General features: G+C 43.6%; 16 protein-coding genes. 13 read left to right on the top strand and 3 right to left on the bottom strand.

Going from position 1 to position 17,181, the window contains the following annotated elements; all coding sequences use genetic code 11:
- Nucleotides 1-55: 55 nt before the first annotated feature.
- Nucleotides 56-334: an AbrB/MazE/SpoVT family DNA-binding domain-containing protein gene (locus VZF35_RS14815; RefSeq protein WP_308892589.1), complete on the bottom strand. Its 279-nt coding sequence runs from the start codon at nucleotides 332-334 to the stop codon at nucleotides 56-58.
- 214 nt (nucleotides 335-548) lie between these two features.
- Here VZF35_RS14815 and metG point away from each other — a divergent pair, with 214 nt between their 5' ends.
- The 9 genes from metG to VZF35_RS14770 all read left to right on the top strand — a co-directional run bounded on the left by metG (nucleotide 549) and on the right by VZF35_RS14770 (nucleotide 10,092).
- Nucleotides 549-2,489: a methionine--tRNA ligase gene (gene metG / locus VZF35_RS14810; protein ID WP_407305950.1), complete on the top strand. Its 1,941-nt coding sequence runs from the start codon at nucleotides 549-551 to the stop codon at nucleotides 2,487-2,489.
- Nucleotides 2,486-3,250, top strand: coding sequence for a TatD family hydrolase (locus VZF35_RS14805; protein ID WP_407305947.1), 765 nt, complete (start codon nucleotides 2,486-2,488; stop codon nucleotides 3,248-3,250). Before metG ends, VZF35_RS14805 begins: the two co-directional genes overlap by 4 nt.
- Nucleotides 3,251-3,314: 64 nt before the next feature.
- Nucleotides 3,315-4,325 carry a 3D domain-containing protein gene (locus tag VZF35_RS14800; RefSeq protein ID WP_407305945.1) on the top strand — a complete coding sequence of 337 codons (1,011 nt, stop codon included), beginning with the start codon at nucleotides 3,315-3,317 and terminating at the stop codon, nucleotides 4,323-4,325.
- A gap of 76 nt (nucleotides 4,326-4,401) precedes the next feature.
- Nucleotides 4,402-5,574 (top strand): ubiquitin-like domain-containing protein, encoded by a 1,173-nt coding sequence (locus VZF35_RS14795; protein WP_407305943.1) that lies wholly within the window; start codon nucleotides 4,402-4,404, stop codon nucleotides 5,572-5,574.
- A gap of 167 nt (nucleotides 5,575-5,741) precedes the next feature.
- The gene (locus VZF35_RS14790) at nucleotides 5,742-6,449 is read left to right on the top strand and encodes an N-acetylmuramoyl-L-alanine amidase (RefSeq protein WP_407305941.1); all 708 of its coding nucleotides are present in this window, start codon (nucleotides 5,742-5,744) and stop codon (nucleotides 6,447-6,449) included.
- Between the two features lie 110 nt (nucleotides 6,450-6,559).
- Nucleotides 6,560-7,729 carry a glycosyl hydrolase family 18 protein gene (locus VZF35_RS14785; protein WP_407305939.1) on the top strand — a complete coding sequence of 390 codons (1,170 nt, stop codon included), beginning with the start codon at nucleotides 6,560-6,562 and terminating at the stop codon, nucleotides 7,727-7,729.
- 152 nt (nucleotides 7,730-7,881) lie between these two features.
- Nucleotides 7,882-8,433: a ribonuclease M5 gene (gene rnmV, locus VZF35_RS14780; RefSeq protein WP_407305937.1), complete on the top strand. Its 552-nt coding sequence runs from the start codon at nucleotides 7,882-7,884 to the stop codon at nucleotides 8,431-8,433.
- Entirely contained in the window at nucleotides 8,417-9,253 is an 837-nt protein-coding gene (gene rsmA / locus VZF35_RS14775) for a 16S rRNA (adenine(1518)-N(6)/adenine(1519)-N(6))-dimethyltransferase RsmA (protein WP_407305935.1), read from the top strand. The genes rnmV and rsmA overlap by 17 nt, the downstream gene beginning before the upstream one ends.
- 245 nt (nucleotides 9,254-9,498) lie before the next feature.
- Nucleotides 9,499-10,092: a hypothetical protein gene (locus VZF35_RS14770; protein ID WP_407305933.1), complete on the top strand. Its 594-nt coding sequence runs from the start codon at nucleotides 9,499-9,501 to the stop codon at nucleotides 10,090-10,092.
- A gap of 55 nt (nucleotides 10,093-10,147) precedes the next feature.
- On the opposite strand, the gene VZF35_RS14765 is transcribed toward VZF35_RS14770, so the two are convergent.
- The gene (locus VZF35_RS14765; protein WP_407305931.1) at nucleotides 10,148-11,023 is read right to left on the bottom strand and encodes a glycosyltransferase family 2 protein; all 876 of its coding nucleotides are present in this window, start codon (nucleotides 11,021-11,023) and stop codon (nucleotides 10,148-10,150) included.
- Between the two features lie 217 nt (nucleotides 11,024-11,240).
- On the opposite strand from VZF35_RS14765, the gene yabG reads away from it, so the two are divergent.
- A complete protein-coding gene (yabG, locus tag VZF35_RS14760) occupies nucleotides 11,241-12,077 on the top strand; it encodes a sporulation peptidase YabG (protein ID WP_407305929.1) in 837 nt (278 codons plus the stop codon).
- Between the two features lie 68 nt (nucleotides 12,078-12,145).
- Here yabG and VZF35_RS14755 read toward each other — a convergent pair whose 3' ends face one another.
- Nucleotides 12,146-12,484, bottom strand: coding sequence for a L,D-transpeptidase (locus VZF35_RS14755; RefSeq protein WP_407305927.1), 339 nt, complete (start codon nucleotides 12,482-12,484; stop codon nucleotides 12,146-12,148).
- A 124-nt stretch (nucleotides 12,485-12,608) separates the two neighbouring features.
- Here VZF35_RS14755 and VZF35_RS14750 point away from each other — a divergent pair, with 124 nt between their 5' ends.
- The 3 genes from VZF35_RS14750 (at nucleotide 12,609) to ispE (ending at nucleotide 17,172) form a co-directional block, all read left to right on the top strand.
- Complete coding sequence (locus tag VZF35_RS14750; RefSeq protein ID WP_407305925.1) at nucleotides 12,609-13,409, top strand: cyanophycinase; 801 nt, start codon at nucleotides 12,609-12,611, stop codon at nucleotides 13,407-13,409.
- A gap of 89 nt (nucleotides 13,410-13,498) precedes the next feature.
- Nucleotides 13,499-16,156 carry a cyanophycin synthetase gene (gene cphA / locus VZF35_RS14745; protein WP_407305923.1) on the top strand — a complete coding sequence of 886 codons (2,658 nt, stop codon included), beginning with the start codon at nucleotides 13,499-13,501 and terminating at the stop codon, nucleotides 16,154-16,156.
- Nucleotides 16,157-16,305: 149 nt separating this feature from the next.
- Nucleotides 16,306-17,172 (top strand): 4-(cytidine 5'-diphospho)-2-C-methyl-D-erythritol kinase, encoded by an 867-nt coding sequence (gene ispE, locus VZF35_RS14740; protein WP_407305921.1) that lies wholly within the window; start codon nucleotides 16,306-16,308, stop codon nucleotides 17,170-17,172.
- The last annotated feature ends 9 nt before the right edge of the window (nucleotides 17,173-17,181 follow it).

Raw genomic sequence — 17,181 nt, 5'->3', positions numbered from 1 at the left:
CGAAGAGTTCATTGCTCGAAAGTAATGAGGAACGATCTATGTATAGATTCTAAAACTAGACAGCTTTGGAACCGGATTCTACATTGCCAAGGATGGCTTCACCCATCGCAACTGCGCATTCACGGCAAACATTTTTACCATGGAAAAGTTGATTATCGCTGGCATTGCCACAAAATACACAAGCTGGCTCATACTTTTTAAGAATAATCTTTTCTTGATCAACATAAATCTCCAGCGCGTCTTTTTCGTCAATCCCTAGTGTGCGGCGAAGCTCAATGGGTAAAACAATACGACCAAGTTCATCTACTTTTCTCACGATTCCCGTTGATTTCATCATTTTCACTCACTCCCTTTACAACAACATTCGACACAAAACTACAACCTTATGATACCAACGGTTCCAATTAAAGTCAACCATTTTTAGGGTTGTTAGAGATTAAAATTTTCAAAAGTGGCATTAGATTACATATTAATTTTTTATTATGGGTATACTTGACAGATATGAATTTATATATTATTGATTTTTGAGATTGAGAGGAGACCGAACGGTGAATTATTACATTACTACTCCAATATTTTATCCAAATTCGAGCCCGCATATTGGAACAGCTTATACGACAGTTGCAGCAGATGCACTGGCTCGGTATCATAGATTACTGGGAGACCGGGTTCACTTTCTAACCGGAACGGATGAGAATGCCCAAAAAATTGTTCGGACTGCGGAAGCGCATCAAGTAGATCCCAAAACATATGTCGATGGCGTTGTAATTCGCTTTAAAGAATTATGGAATGTCCTAGATATTTCTTATGACGATTTTATCCGAACCACTGAAAAACGTCATGAAACGGTTGTTCAGCAGATTTTTTCCAGATTATATGATCAGGGAGATATTTATAAGTCTGAGTATTCGGGTTGGTATTGTACTCCTTGTGAAACGTTTTGGACGGAAAGCAAATTGGTTGAGGGAAAATGCCCTAATCCTGATTGCCTGCGAGAAGTAGAACTCCTCAAAGAAGAAAGCTATTTCTTCCGTTTATCGAAATATCAAGGCGCACTTCTAAAACATATTCAAGAACATCCTGAATTTATTCAACCCGTTTCTCGGCGTAATGAAATGATTCGTTTTATTGAAAGCGGGTTAGAGGATTTATGTGTTTCTAGAACCACCTTCAAATGGGGAATTAAGGTGCCCTTCGACCCTAAACATGTGGTCTATGTTTGGTTGGATGCCTTAATTAATTACATTTCAGCATTGGGCTATCCTGACGGGGAACGCTTTAAGGAGTATTGGCCGGCCAATGTTCAGATCATGGGTAAAGATATTGTGCGTTTTCATGCCGTGATTTGGCCCATAATCTTAATGGCTCTGGGCCTTCCTCTTCCGAAGGTTGTCTATGGGCATGGTTGGTATTTGACGAAAGACGGCGGGAAAATATCTAAGTCCCGAGGAAATGTACAGGATTCCTTCGAGCTGATTCAAAGGTATGGCTCTGATGCTATCCGGTATTTCTTATTGCGTGAAATGCAAGTGGGAACTGATGGCACGTACTCTGAGGATAATTTAGTAGATCGCTTAAACAGCGATCTGGCCAATGACTTTGGCAATTTTGTCTCGCGGAGTTTGGCGATGGTGGTTAAGTTTAGAGAGGGGGTTGTACCTCGCCCCGGTCAAGACACCTCTTTAGAACAAGAATTAAAGACGTTGAGTTCCGAAGTTAAAAAAAGTGTTGACGAAAGTTTCCAAAGGTGTGATCTTGCCAGTGCTTTGGAGCAAATCTGGCGTTTTGTAGCAAGATGCAATAAATATGTCGATGAAACAGCTCCCTGGGCCTTAGCGAAACAGACAGACCAACAGGAGCGCTTAGATACTGTGCTCTATACGTTTGTAGAATGTATTCGAATCTTGGGAATCCTAACTGCTCCCTTTATGCCCGGTATACCTCCTCGGATCTGTGCGTTACTTAGCAGCAATGAACAGCTTATTTGTTGGCAAGAGGCAGATCAATGGGGAATAATAACTCCGGGAACCTATGTTCATAAGGGTGAGCAGCTTTTCCCCAGAATTGATGTTTCTCAATACACTGCAGCAGAGGAGACGAAACCGGTGGAACTTGAACCTAAGCAAGAGCAGCAGGTTGCAGCTTTGGAGTTTGAACCCATTAAAGAAGAAATTAGTATTGAGGAATTTGCCAAGCTTGATTTGCGTGTTGGGAAAGTTCTTAGTGCTGAGAAAGTCGCTAAGACGGAAAAACTTCTGAAATTAGACATTGAAATCTCTGGAGAAGTCCGTACCGTTGTTTCGGGTATTGCCAAACACTACGCTCCGGAAGATCTGGTGAATAAATTTGTGGTGGTTGTGGCGAATCTGAAGCCCACAAAGCTGAGGGGGATTACCTCCCAGGGCATGATTTTAGCTGCATCATATGGGGAAGTGCTGGAAGTGCTTATGGTGAACAAGGAGCTTCCAGGTGGGGCTCAAGTAAAATGATTTGGGATACGCATGCACATCTTGATGACAAAGATTATGAGGAAGATTTCCAGGATGTCTTGAGCAGAATGAAGGCGGCTGGAATTTCTCGAGTGACAAATGTCGGCTACGATCTTGCTTCTTCAAAAAGGTCGCTTAAATTAGCTCAAGATTACGACTTTATCTATGCTGCGATCGGTATCCATCCTCACAACGCTGAGGAGGTTACCGCTGAGCTATTGGATCAACTTCAAGACATGGCTAGACAGCCTAAAGTCTTGGCCTGGGGGGAAATTGGACTCGACTATTATCGTGACTTATCTCCTCGTTCCCTTCAAAAGGATATCTTCATCCGTCAGATTGAATTAGCTGACAAAGTTGGTCTTCCCATTATAATTCACAACCGGGATGCTCATCAGGATGTTTTAGAGATTGTAAGAGCTCATCCCCCAAACTATGGCGGCGTTTTTCATTGTTATTCTGGGTCCTGGGAAATGGCTAAAATTTTACTGAATATCGGATTTTATCTCTCCTTTGCTGGTCCGGTAACGTTTAAAAATGCCCGTCATACGGTTGAAGTAGCCAAAAATGCTCCTTTGGACCGCATCCTCGTCGAGACGGATTCACCGTATTTATCCCCTGAGCCGCGTAGAGGGAAGCGAAATGAACCGACCTATGTCAGCGAGGTTGTAAAGAAACTTGCTGAAATTAAAAAATTAAGCCTAGAGGATATGGCACATCAGACAAGGCATAATGCCGAAAAATTATTTGGGCTTGCTTAAGACCTTCCGATGGAAGGTTCTTTTTTTTGCGCTTACCTCATACCTTCTGTTAAGGAGGGATGAAATGTATTCGCTACCGATCACCACGTATTCCGATTATTGGCGGGCAACGAAGACTTGGAGCTCGTACTTAGGCGGTTTGGCAGTGTTCGCGGCAGGTACAAGGTATTCGACGTTGAATACTCCAGATCTTAATCGAACATCACAATTGCCCTATCAGCAAATCAAGCAGCCACAAAATGTTCAAAAATCAAAACTTGAAATTAGTTTTTTAGATTCTCGGAAGAGGGTTCCTCATGTCGGTAATGTTAGTCGGGGAATTTCATATTTAGGCGGGGGTAACTTAAGAGTTCCAAGCCTTGATCAGGACAATTCGGAAGTACCAAGTGATAGCAATTCTGACCCGGTTAATGCTGAGAGACCGAAACAGGTTAATGAGAGTCAAAGTCAGACGGAATCGGACCGATCAAATCACGAAGCGCCTACAGGAGAAGTAGACTCAAGTATGATTCAAAGTTCCTGGACCAGTATGACGAGTGTCACTAAAATCGTCGATAAAGAAATTCCATTTGATACGCAAACTGTTGAATCGGATAAACTTCTTCCGGGAATGAGTCAAGTCCAAGAAGAAGGAGAGAAGGGTGTTCTCAGGCAGGTTGTCAAAACGTTTGAAGTCGGGGGACAACCTGTGGATCAACAAATACAACGCTCAATTGAACTTAAAAGTCCTAAGAAAAAAGTCGTGATTCAAAATTCTAAGCCGGTAGTTGGAGAGAGCTTTGACTTAGATAACTTAAATGTTAGTAAGATAATAACTGTTGAATCAACGGCCTACACGTATACTGGAAACAAAACAGCAACAGGTCTCCCTCCCCGACAAGGCCTAATTGCTGTTGATCCGAGGGTTATCGCGATGGGGAGTAAAGTATATGTTGAAGGGTATGGATATGCTATAGCTGCCGATACAGGCGGAGATATCCATGGAAATAGAATAGATGTTTTCTTCTCTACCTTCCGTCAATGTTTAGACTGGGGACGGAAACCTGTACGTATCCATATTCTAAAACCCATATAATGTAATTTATTTTGACAACAGACTACTTATCAATTAAAATGAGGTTGGTAGATTATAAGGGTTTTGGAGGGATTCAATGCTTCAGGATACTCGAACTTGGGTTTCATCCTTAGTTCGTAAGTCTCGTTTCACTAAATTGATTGCTGTGTTTGTTACTTTTTTCATAATCAGTTCCATAATTTTGATTTGCAATTTAAAGACAATTAATGCCAATATTGATGGTAAAACCGTACGGGTGACAACGATCTTTAATACTGTCGGGAAAGCCCTCGCTCATTCGAAATACGAGTTTTATCCGGAAGACATCGTAATTCCGGGGCGAGATACCAAGGTCACAAATGGAATGACAGTCGCAGTAACGCGAAGTGTACCTGTTCATCTTACCGTGGACGAACAAACGTTAGCGACAAGGACTACGGCAAAGACCGTGGGTGAAGCTATCAAGGAATTATCAGAGCGGTATGGTCTTCAGATAAAAGATGTTGACGAAATAAATGAACCACGCTCTGAGGCTCTAATGGATCAAATGGATATCAAAGTGCGAAGAACGGTTCCTGTTGTTGTGCAGGCAGATGGGAAGACAATGAATACCTATCTGGCGCCACGCACGGTCGCCGAAGCTTTGAAGAAGCTTGATATTGTTTTGGGAGCTAAGGATAAAGTTTCCTTAACCTTGAATCACGTTTTAGCAGCTAACGATCAGCTTAAAGTTGTACGAGTGGCAGAGAAAGTGGAAACTGTCCAAGATGAGATCCCTTACCAGACGGTTACTCAACCAGGGGATTATCCCGTTGGGTTACCTGACAAAGTGGTCAGCCGTGGTTCCAATGGGCTTCAGGAACAGACAGTACGTTTAACCTTAGAAGATGGGAAAGAAGTTAATCGAGAAATTCTTGGACAGCGAGTCGTAGTTGCTCCTACAAATCAATTGGTCTCACGTGGAGCCCAAACTTCGGTTTCACGGGGAGGTAAAATGATTAATTTTAAACGTGCCTATGCAATGCGGGCAACGGCCTACTGTATTCCTGGCGGAACAACAACAACAGGGGCGCCGGTACGCTGGGGAGTTGTTGCTGTTGATCCGGGAGTGATTCCATTGGGTGCCAGCGTTTATGTCGACGGTTATGGAAGTGCCTGTGCACTTGATACCGGGGGAGCGATTCAAGGAAATCGAATCGATCTTTATATGGATTCGGAAGCAGCCGCAGACTCTTGGGGTGTTCGGAGTGTATTAGTTTACGTTCAGTGAATTGTGATGCTCCTAACCTCTGTACAGCGTGATCCCAAAATCTTGATAGAGAATAGTTAAAAGCAAGCCTCTGCATAGCGCAGAGGCTTGCTTTATGTCTGGTAAGAAGTATAACTTCTGAGCTCAAGTCATAATCTTTAGGGTAACGAGGAAACGGAGGAGTAAGAATGCGTCAGCCTATGGTAGCGCTGGGAAAGAAAGCGGCGATTGGTTTTGTAATGGGTGTTATGAGCTTGTTAGTGTTCTCAGTACTTTGGCAGGGTTCCACGGCCGTAGTTGGTCATTTGGACGTGAATCATGTCGTGATGTTAGATCCTGGGCATGGGGGGTACGATCCCGGGGCAATCTCCCCGCAAGGTGTTTATGAAAAATCCATAAATCTTCAAATCGCCCAAAAGGTAAAAGAAATGCTTCACCCTTGTGGAATTGAAGTATATCTCACACGGGATGAAGACATCGACTATGTTCCTAACGGAGTTAAAGGAAAGACGACTAAAAAGCAAATTGATCTTAACCACAGAATTGAAATGGCTAGTCAAGCCAAAGCCGATGTTTTTGTCAGTTTGCATGTCAATGCAACAGCTACAGGACGAAATTCTGGGGCGGAAACATTTTATCATTATAAGTCTGAATCAGGAAAACAACTTGCTGAATTGATTCAACAAGAATTGATTAAAATATCAGGGATGAATCGAAGAATTGCTAAACCAGGTGATTTTTATGTTATTAAAAATACGAGTATGCCTGCTGTTATCGTAGAAGTAGGTTACCTATCTAGTACTAAGGAGCAAAAAAAACTTCAGCAATCTTGGTATCAAGAACAGTTATCCCGGGCAATAGCTAAGGGAATTGCCAACTATTTTAAAATGCCATAATTATAAAGCAGAGGATAAATATGACTGTTGAGATTATGATACATAACGTTGTTTGAAGCGGGGAGAATAAAGTCAGTAACCGAATCTAATCGAAGGAGTTGAAGCGCAGCATGAAACGGTTTCTGACTTTTATGATGAGCAGTACCCTTATTTTAGGGCTTGCCTTAACAGGATGTTCGAATGTACCGACTCCTACTCCACCATCAAATCCAAAAACGACACAAAGCACAGAACCTCCTAAAGCTGAGGCCGGTGCAACCCGAGATTCTGTCATTGGAGCTGAAAAACGAGTTGTTATGGGATTTTACACAGACCCGGAAGGGCCGACACCCGGCTCAAAAGAATCAATGGTTAAAAACGGAAAAATGCTTGATGAAGTAGCCTTTTTCTGGTATTCCTTTGATGGATCAGGTAAAGTTGTCCCGGCAGGAAAAATTGATATGAGTGCTAAAAGCATTGCCCAAAAGAATGGATCTAAAGCCTATGCCTTGGTCCACAATATGAACCTAAGCGGAAGTGTGGGCTTTGATGCAAATTTAGCACATCGTGTTCTTGCTAATTCAAGCGCGAGGTCAAAGCTGGTCACAAATCTAGTCAATTTGACGACCAAAGATGGTTGGGATGGAATTTCAGTGGACATCGAAAAAACACCGCCTGGAGATCGTAACAATTTTTCGGCATTTGTTGCTGAGCTTGGCAAAGCTTTGAAAGCCAAGGATAAGGTTTTAAATATCTCCATTCCGGCAAAGTTCGTGGATTATCCTTCGGATTTGTGGTCAGGAGCCTATGATTATGCGGCAATTGGCAAGGCAGCTGATCAGATTATTCTTATGACCTATGATGAGCATGGGATGGGAACAACCCAAGGACCTATCGCCTCACAAGGATGGGTAGACCGCGTCATTACGTATGCTGTTGGAAAAATCCCCAAAGAAAAAATTATTATGGGACTTCCCGTTTATTCTTATGATTGGGGATCGAACAAGCCTTTAATGCCAGATTATATATCCCACAGTCAAACACTAGATCGGGCCAAGAAGCATGGAGTCCAAATTCTGACAGATCCCAGTGCTAAAGTTCCACAATTTACGTATACGGCTAACGGAGTTCGTCATGAAGTCTATTTCGAAAATACCGCTAGTTTAAGAACAAAAATGGATTATGCCCTCAAACACAAGTTGCATGGTGTAGGTATTTGGCGCTTAGGGATGGAGGACCCCACAATTTGGACATCTCTAATGAAAACGTTTGGTACCAATAAATCAACGGCAAAGAAATAAAGGAATATGAAGTCATTGAAGAGGATTTCGGAATCAGATTAGGGTAAAGAACGAAAGGATTTTCTTTCGTTCTTTCTCTTTGTAAAAGAACAAATTTGAGTCTTTATGCATTCTCGGTTAAGATAAAAGAGTTGGAAACGGAGGAAGCATAGATGATTAAGGAATTAATAGTGGTTGAGGGAAAAAACGATGCTCATGTGGTGCGTCTTGCCTTAGGAGATGTCGACATCCTTTGGACTGAAGGGTATGGACTCAGTAAGGAAAAATTAGAGTACATATCCGAGATGGCCAAACGTCAAGGGGTCATTGTTTTTACAGATCCTGATTCAGTCGGAGAGCAGATCCGAAATCGGATACGCAAACGTGTTCCGCAGGCTAAGCATACGTATCTTAATAAGAGTGTGGCCACGAAACAAGGAGATATCGGAGTAGAGAATGCTGATCTCGAAGAAATTCGTCGCGCCTTTGCTCATATCCAACAAGACCAGGGAAGCCCTGGTGAAACATTTACGACTGAGGATTTATGGTCCGTTGGTCTCGTGGGTTCAAAACGGGCAAGTGATTTGCGTTCGGCATTAGGGAGAAAATTAGGACTGGGGGATACTAATGCTAAACAATTTCTCCATCGTTTAAATCGCTTTGGCATATCACGGGAGTTGTTTTTTCAGGCAGTAGAGGAGGTTACTCATGGAGAGCGCAGCTGAATATATTCAACGTCTGATAAAAAGTGGCTCACGTGCTCGTAAATCATTGGGACAAGTTTTTCTTATCAGCGATCAAGTGATTGAAGGGATTGTTTCTGCGAGCATGTTAAAAGCGGATACACCACTCGTGGAGATTGGCCCCGGTTTGGGTGTCTTAACGAGAGCTTTGGCCCCAATGGTTGCTAAGATGTGGGCCGTTGAGTTAGATCACCAAAAAATTGAGACTCTAAAACGAGAGTTACAGGGATTTGCCATTGATTTTGTGAATAAGGATGCTCTTAAACTTAATTTAAAAGAGTTATGGGGCGACAAAAAAGGATATTTGGTAGGGAATTTGCCCTACTATATTACAAGCCCGCTGATCATGCATTTTCTAGAGCAAGAAGATGTTTTAAGCGGAATGACGATTATGGTTCAGAAGGAAGTAGCCGACAGGATTGCAGCACCGCCAGGCAGTAAGACTTATGGAGTTTTATCCGTAGCTGTTCAGATTTCCGCCCAGGTTACTAAAGTGATGGATGTTATGCCCTCCAATTTTTGGCCCGCTCCTAAAGTGACTTCTTCGGTGCTTCGCTTAGATCTGCGTCCTTATCCGGGGTTTGAAGCGGATAAAAAGGAATTTTTCCGAGTTCTTAAAGCTGCTTTTGGCCAGCGACGTAAAACATTAGGGAATTCTCTGGCGGCGGGTTTAGCGCTGAGCAAGGAAGACGTTATTAAGCGAATGCGTGATGCGGGAATTTCCGAGGGACGGCGAGCGGAATCACTGAGTATCGAAGAGTTTCAGGTTCTGACGAAGGTGTTTGCACACTCGTCATTTTAAATCAAAAAATATGCCCACTGTTGTCAAGGTATGATAACTGCAACGTTACGAAAGCCCCTTTACCTAAGGGCTTTCTTTTTTATGACATGATTCTTTTTGTAGAGGCTAACAAGTACAAGGTGTTTTTGAGCAGCAGGCAAGTTTTCTTTACCAAGCATAAAATTGGCGGGATTTTCGAACTATAAAAGAGCGTAAATTATGAGATAAAGGTATTTCTTGAAAACCAAAATTGGGGGAGAGAATGGTTGGGTAAGGCAAGTAACCGTCGTTTAATGAAGTGGTCAAATATTATTGCAACACTAGCGACGACTGTGTTAGCGGTAACAGCTTTGATAACTGTTTATTTAACTGTTGCGGCTTGGAAAGTACAGCAGGAGGCTGCACGGCCGTATTTTGTCTTAATGGAATCCCCTAAAGTGGATTTAGGGAATGAGATTAATTTGGAGCTGAAGTTTAATAATGTTGGGGTCCACCCGGCGGTAAATTTGTCGAGCGAAACGATAATTTTTGATGAACAGCTGTCAGGCAAGCCGATTCACCATGACGAATCAGCGATTGTTAACGAGATCCCTAAAGACGCGTTGTCCAGTCTGGTAATGACGCTTCCGGGCAATGAGTCTGATTTCCAGCAAAATGACATAAAGCCTCACTATGTGGTGGTTGACTTACAATATAACGATCCTATTTTAAACAAGGTCTATAATCAGACCATCTATATGAAATGGAATGGGATTCAAAAGGGTAAAATTCAATCAACGGTTCATGTACGTGTGGAAGAAAAAGCAAAGATATGGCAGTACTTTGAACGACAGGGAATAGATCCTAGGGTTAGAAATTAGAAAAACTCCCCAAGAGTCTATTGTTTAATTGCTTTGGCTAAGGGTTTAACCTTGATCACAAAGTTTCGTTAGGTTTTGGAGAGTTGTTGGCGTCAGCCTGAAGCATCGTAATAATAATATGTTGCTCGTAAAAGATATCCCGAGATTTTAAAGATTGTTCCCAGGTTCGGAGGAGGTCAAATCGCCGTTCTGGATGATAGCCTAATAATTCATGTTTGCCAAGTGATCGGGCCGGAGGACGATTTTCACTTAAGGCTATTCCCATAAGGCAATCTCCAATAATCGTTTCGGCAATCAAACGGGCATGACTCCGATGCTTTCTGGGCGAGCGCAGGCGTTCATGGGGGATAGAGGTGGCCACTTTAATCACAAGATTATTCCTTTTGGCCCAGTACAAGGTGAGCGGGGGGATGGCAATGGCCTCAGATGGCAGGCTCTCTAGGGCTTGCTTTGAAAGCGCATGGGGTCCGTGTGTGGGAGTAGAGAGACCGAGATTTTTAAATAGATCAAGTTCGCGATTGAGCTTGGCACGAAATTTTAAGACCAGATTGGCAAGTTTCTGACGGTTTGTAATATAGGGATAACAATTTGTTAAAGCAACATCAACCCCAGAGATTACCGTTGTAATGAGAGAATGGAGGTTTTGATAAATGTCGCCGGACATGTCGCCATCGACAAAGAGGGTTCCGTCGACTCCTAAATGTCGGGCGTAAAGTGCGCCTACTGCTCTGGGAATGTCAATGCCTAAAGGATCTGAAAAAAATAGTATGTGAATGCGGGCGTCGAGAACGGAACGGGCAAGCTCTAAAGTCTGATCAGTACATCCATTAAGGACCAGGATAATATAATCAACCGGAAGGCGTAAAACCGTCGTCAAAATTGCCAAGATACTCTTTTCCTCATTTCTACAGGGTAAAACTGCTGCGAACATCCTTGGTCCTCCTTTTTGATATTAGTCTGTGGCTACAGGGACACTCGGCCATCCATGGCCAGTGCATTGCAACTAACGGCTTCTGCCCTCGCAAACTAACCAGTGTGAAGACAGTGTCTTCGGGCACAAGCCAAGTTTTCTTTATTTAATCACTATAGTATATGCCGTTTAACGTTGCGCGACATAAGATATAGCGAAAAGGGAAGGAGGTTAGTCCATGTTTCATGTTGGGGATATTGTAGCTAGAATCTCTCATCAGCAGGATATTTATTTTCATATTGTAAATGTTAGCGTTGGTAATAATGGCGAACGTTCGGCAATGATCAAAGGGCTTAATTTAAGATTATTGGCGGATGCTCCGTTTACGGATCTTGTTTCTAAAAGTCCAGTGGAGATTATGAACTATGAGCGGGAAGATAATAAGATGATCTATCAGAAGTTACACAAGCTGACAAGTCAGAGAAAGGCCGAGCAAGATGATCTAAAGGAATATTTCGAGATTCCGGGTAGGGTACTGCAGCTGGACGGCGACCAAGATTATTTAAACCAGTGTATTAGGACTTATAAGCAAATGGGGATTGAAGCCAAAGGGATTTGTAAAAGTGAGATAGAGCAACCGAAAGTTATTCGCAAAATCCTGCAAGAAAACCCGACGGATATTTTGGTTTTAACAGGTCACGACGGTTTCCTTTGTGGGAAAAAAGATTTTCATAGTATGGACAGCTATCGGAGTTCTCGTTATTTTGTAGAATCAGTCCTTGAGGCCCGACGATTCCAGCCCAACCGGGACGGCCTGGTAATTTTTGCCGGAGCTTGTCAATCAAACTACGAGGCCATTCTGGCTGCGGGAGCCAATTTTGCTTCATCCCCAAAACGTATGCTGATTCATGCTTTTGATCCGGTTTTTGTTGTTGAGCGGATTGCCTTTACCCCCATGGATCAAATCGTCTCAGTGAAAGATATTTTAATGCACACAATCACAGGAACAGACGGGGTTGGCGGGGTAGAGACGCGAGGGCAGATGCGGCGAGGGTATCCGAGAAGTCCATATTAAGAATGTGTTGTGGGGACGGTCCTTTGAACACGCATGAGAGTGTTCAAAGGACCGTCCCCACAGCACAGTTATGATTGGATGGTTACGGGTGTGCCGATGGCAACATGTTGGAAAAGTGCTTCGACGTCATGATTATGCATGCGGATACATCCTTTGGATATTGCCTGCCCTATGCTGGAGGGGTTATTTGTGCCGTGGATTCCATAGCTTGGGAGGGAAAGTCCCATCCAACGGCTGCCAAAGACACCACCAGGGTGAAATGTTTTTGAGGCAATATAGTAACGACCATGGGGTGTGGGAGTTGCTCTTTTGCCAACAGCAATTGGATAACGCTTGATCAGGCGGTTCCCTTCATAAAGCTCAAGTTGACGGCGGCTGGTATAAATAACAATGGAAGAAGCGGGCATGGATCTGCAGCCTCCTTTCGTTCGTTTTAAAGGATATATCTCATGGTATGTAAGGGATTCTTGAATGTTCGTTGCATAATTAAACCCTTTTTAGGCGGAAACTATAAGGACTGGAGGGATTCGCTTGACCGAACATGTGGAAGGTAAACTGCTAATTATTGGCGGAGCAGAGGATAAAAAAGGGGATTGTAAGATCCTGAAACGTTTTGTGCAAGAGTCGGGAGGGAAAGAGAGCCGAATTACGGTTTTGACAGCCGCAACGGAACTTCCTCTCCAAGTGGGAAATGAGTATCATTCCCTGTTTCTCAAATTAGGGGCTCAGGAAGTGCAGGTTCTTGATGTGTCTGATCGCACCCAGGCTAATAGAATTGGGATTGGGAAAGAGTTTGAAAATTCCACGGGGGTTTTTTTTACCGGAGGGGATCAATTAAGAATTACCGGCCTTTTAGGCGGGACGATATTGGGAAGTACCCTCCAGCGACTCTATGAGCAAGGGGTTATTATTGCTGGCACCAGTGCCGGGGCATCTGTCATGTCGGATACAATGATCGTAGGTGGGGAAGCGGGGACGGCCAAAAAAGATTCATTAACAATGGCACCAGGACTGGGCCTTTTGCGTGCTGTGGTTATTGACCAGCATTTTGCCCAGCGTGGACGGATCGGCCGCCTTTTATCAGCGATATCTCATAATCCTTATGTTCTCGGAGTTGGGATTGATGAGGATACTGCAATTTTAGTGCAATCGGATGCGAGGTTTTCGGTGGTAGGAAGTAATACGGTAACTGTTGTTGATGCCTCTACCTCCACGACAACCAATGTTTCGGAAACTACGCAGGGTCAGTCTTTGGTTCTGAGTCCGATTTTAATGCATGTTCTGTCAGACGGCTATGGTTTTGATCTGAGACGAAGGGAATCCTTGCTTTAAGCCTATGCCTAAAAAAGGAATACCAATGAGAAAAAAGGTTAAAACTATTGCAGTATGATCCATGCTATTGAAGGGAGAACAATAAAATAATGGAGATAAGAGAAATCCAAGCGATCGAAGGGGCCAATGTTTATTGTCACAGGCCAATCATTCGAGCGATTGTGGATCTCCAAGAATGGACGGAACGATTCAGTAATGAGTTAGGAGATTTCCGTTTTCGTCTTGTACGCACGTTACCATCTTTAGTTGAGCATTATTGTTCCAAAGGTAAACCCGGTGGATTTCTAGAGCGGTTGGAAGAAGGAACCTTAATTGGACATGTGATTGAACATGTTACCATTGAATTGTTGACCCAAGCTGGGCAAACAATTAAATACGGCAAAACGATGGCTATTCTTGAAGAGCCAGGTTGTTATGAGATTATTTTTACCTATGAAGCCAAAGAAGGGGCAATTGAAGGATTTCGTCAAGGTTTTGCTTTAGTCCAAACTCTTCTGGAGCAAGAAACGTTTGATGTCTCAGGAGCAGTTGATCGGATTAGACAAATGATGGATGAATATAAACTTGGAGTCTCTACTCAAGTCATAGTAAATGCGTGTCAAGAGCGGGGAATTCCCGTGCATCGATTAAATGAGGGCAGCTTGCTGCAATTAGGATACGGCAGAAATCAACGACGGATTCAGGCAACTATAACCGATGTAACATCAAGCATAGGGGTAGATATTGCCTGCGATAAAGAATTGACGAAAAAACTCTTAAGTGAAGGAGGAGTTCCCGTTCCGTGGGGAGTCATCGTCAAGACCGAAGAAGAAGCAGTGCAGGCTTTCCTGGAGATGAATACTACCGTGGTGATCAAGCCTCTGCGGGGTAATCAAGGTAAAGGAGTTACTTTACAACTCTCGAATGTTAGCGAAGTCAGAGCGGCATTTAGAATGGCTCAAACCTATGGAGAATGGGTAATCGTTGAAGAATATATTTCAGGGCAGCATTTTCGTTTGGTTGTTGTGGGCGATCGTTTGGTTGCGGCGGCGCAGAGGATTCCCGCCCACGTGGTCGGCGATGGTTTGTCAACAATTGCTGATTTGGTGGACAAAGCAAACAGTGATCCTCGGCGCGGGGAAGATCATGAGAAAGCTCTTTCTAAGATAAAGATTGATCCTGTGGTCCTTTTATCGCTTTCTCAAAAGCAAATGACTATGTCCTCCATTCCAGGCCCTGGAGAGATTGTCTATCTGCGGGATAGCGCCAATCTGAGTACGGGAGGAATAGCCCTGGATGTAACGGATCGGATTCATCCTGACAATGCGGAATTGGCTGTGTATGCAGCAAAATTGATTGGCTTAGATGTTTCCGGCGTCGACTTCGTCATAGAAGATATTGAATCGTCCTATCGGGAAAAAAATGGACATATTATCGAAATAAATGCTGCGCCGGGCATTCGAATGCACCATTTTCCAAGTGTTGGTCAATCACGGGATGTGGGAAAAGCAATCCTTGAACAAGTAATACCCGCAGGTAATGGAAGGATTCCCATTGTCGCGATTACGGGAACAAATGGCAAAACAACCACAACCCGCATGATCAGCAAAATGCTGAACGATCAAAAACTTCAAGTCGGTATGACATCAACAGATGGCATTTATCTTAAACAAAAATTATGGATTAAGGGAGATATGACAGGGCCTGAAAGCGCCAAAATTGTTTTAAGACATCCCGAAGTTCAGGTGGCCGTCTTAGAAACCGCCCGAGGTGGAATATTGCGGGCGGGTTTAGGATACGATTATGCCGATGTAGCAGTTGTTACGAATGTTTCCACCGACCATATTGGCCAGTATGGAGTCGAGACGCTTGAAGATATAGCCCATGTTAAAAGTCTGGTTGCAGAGGTGGTTATGCCTCATAGTTATGTCGTATTAAATGCGGACGACCCTAATGTCGTCGCAATGGCAAAACGGACCAAAGGACGTGTCATTCTTTTCAGTACTGAGAAAGATAACCTTCATATTCGAAAACACTTGGGGTTAGGCGGAACGGCAGTTTTCGTCATGCGCGGAATGATAATACTCTGCCAGGGTTCGCAAAGTTTTCGAGTCTGCTCAGTGAAACAAATTCCCGTAACCTGGAACGGAAAGGCGAAACACAACATCCAAAACTCTTTAGCGGCGGTTGCAGCGGGTTGGGCCTTAGGGTTAAGTGCCTCAACCATTCGGAATTCTGTTCAAGGCTTCTTCTCGGATGCCAAAAATAATCGAGGACGCTTGAATCTTTATGAGCTTGAGGGCGTTCGAGTGTTTGTTGATTACGGACATAATGCTGCTGGGATTCAGGAAGTGGCGAAAACTCTTAAACATTTAAAATGCAATTCCTTAGTGGGGTGCATCACTGTACCCGGAGATCGTCCGGATGAATTAGTTCGTGAAGTGGCAAGGGTTGCGGCTCAAGGGTTTAATCGTCTTGTTATTCGTGAGGACACGGACTTGCGTGGGCGCAAACCGGGAGAAATTGCTCACCTTCTGTATGAAGAAGCGGTACACTATGGAATGGATGCCAAAAAGATCATGATAGTCCTTCCAGAGATTGAAGCATTTCGTCAAGGCTTAGATAGTTGTCTGCCAGGAGATACGTTCGTGATGTTTTATGAACATATTGAGCCGATCGAAGAAGAAATCCATCGGAGGTTGGAGGCTCAAACAGAAAGTTCCGGTAAACTTACCTCAAATGAATGGGCAGCTGGTGGAGAATACTAGAATCATGATAAAGCTCTTTGACAATGGGGCGAGGGAATACCTTCGTTCCTTTTGTTTTAGGATTTTACCCAGAGAAGTGCTGGAATCCCTCTTAAAAATATGTATAATAAGAAGAAATGTATTCATAATGTTCGGAGATGGTTCTGCTAATGAAACAAACCTTTCTTACAACGTTCGCCTATGCCAAGATTAATTTTGCTTTAGCAATCTTAGGCGTTAGGGATGACGGATACCATGAACTTCAAAGTGTGATGCAATCAATTGCCTTACATGATGTTGTACGAGTTCGGCGCACAGGTGAGGCAATGATTTGCCGCTGTGGAGCATTAAGCGGCAAAGGAAATCTTGCCTATATCGCCGCCGAATTATTTTTGAATGAGCTTGGTTTGCCTGGGGGAATAGAAATTGACATTGATAAATATATTCCAATTCAGGCGGGTTTAGCAGGGGGAAGCAGCGATGCTGCGGCGACACTTCGTTTATTAAATCAACTTTACGATACCCCCTTAAGTAGGGAGGAACTTATAGCTCTTGCCGGAAAATGCGGTGCAGATGTGGCTTTCTGCCTTAGAGGCGGAACTATGTGGGCAACGGGGCGCGGAGAACGACTGAATTTGTTGCCAAATGTCCTGGAAGTGGACTTGGTCTTGGTTAAACCGGCGGCAGGAGTGAATACACGTGAAGCTTATCGACAGTTTGACAGGAGTGGACGAGGTGGATTCCTTTCAAAATCAGATTGGGAGATGGCTTTAAGAGAGGCTTCACCGCTGAAAATTGCCGGCTTGCTTTACAATGATTTAGAGATTGCTTCGATGACGATGGTGCCGGAAATTTCTAATCTTAAGCGTCAACTGTTGGAAGAAGGGTGTTATGGAGCTTTAATGTCGGGCAGCGGCTCGTGTGTCTTTGGGATTTCTCAAAGCAGAGAACACGCACAGAAGGTCGCAGAACGACTGATAAAGAAGGGCTGCGCAAACGTTTGGGTTACCAAAACGGTTAAGGACGTATTAGTTTAAGGAAAGGGG

It is taken from the genome of Desulfosporosinus paludis (assembly GCF_045689965.1).
GTDB classification, from domain to species: Bacteria; Bacillota; Desulfitobacteriia; order Desulfitobacteriales; family Desulfitobacteriaceae; genus Desulfosporosinus; species Desulfosporosinus paludis.
The sequence above is the reverse complement of the archived record's forward strand: the minus strand, read 5'-3'. Positions and strand labels throughout refer to the sequence as shown.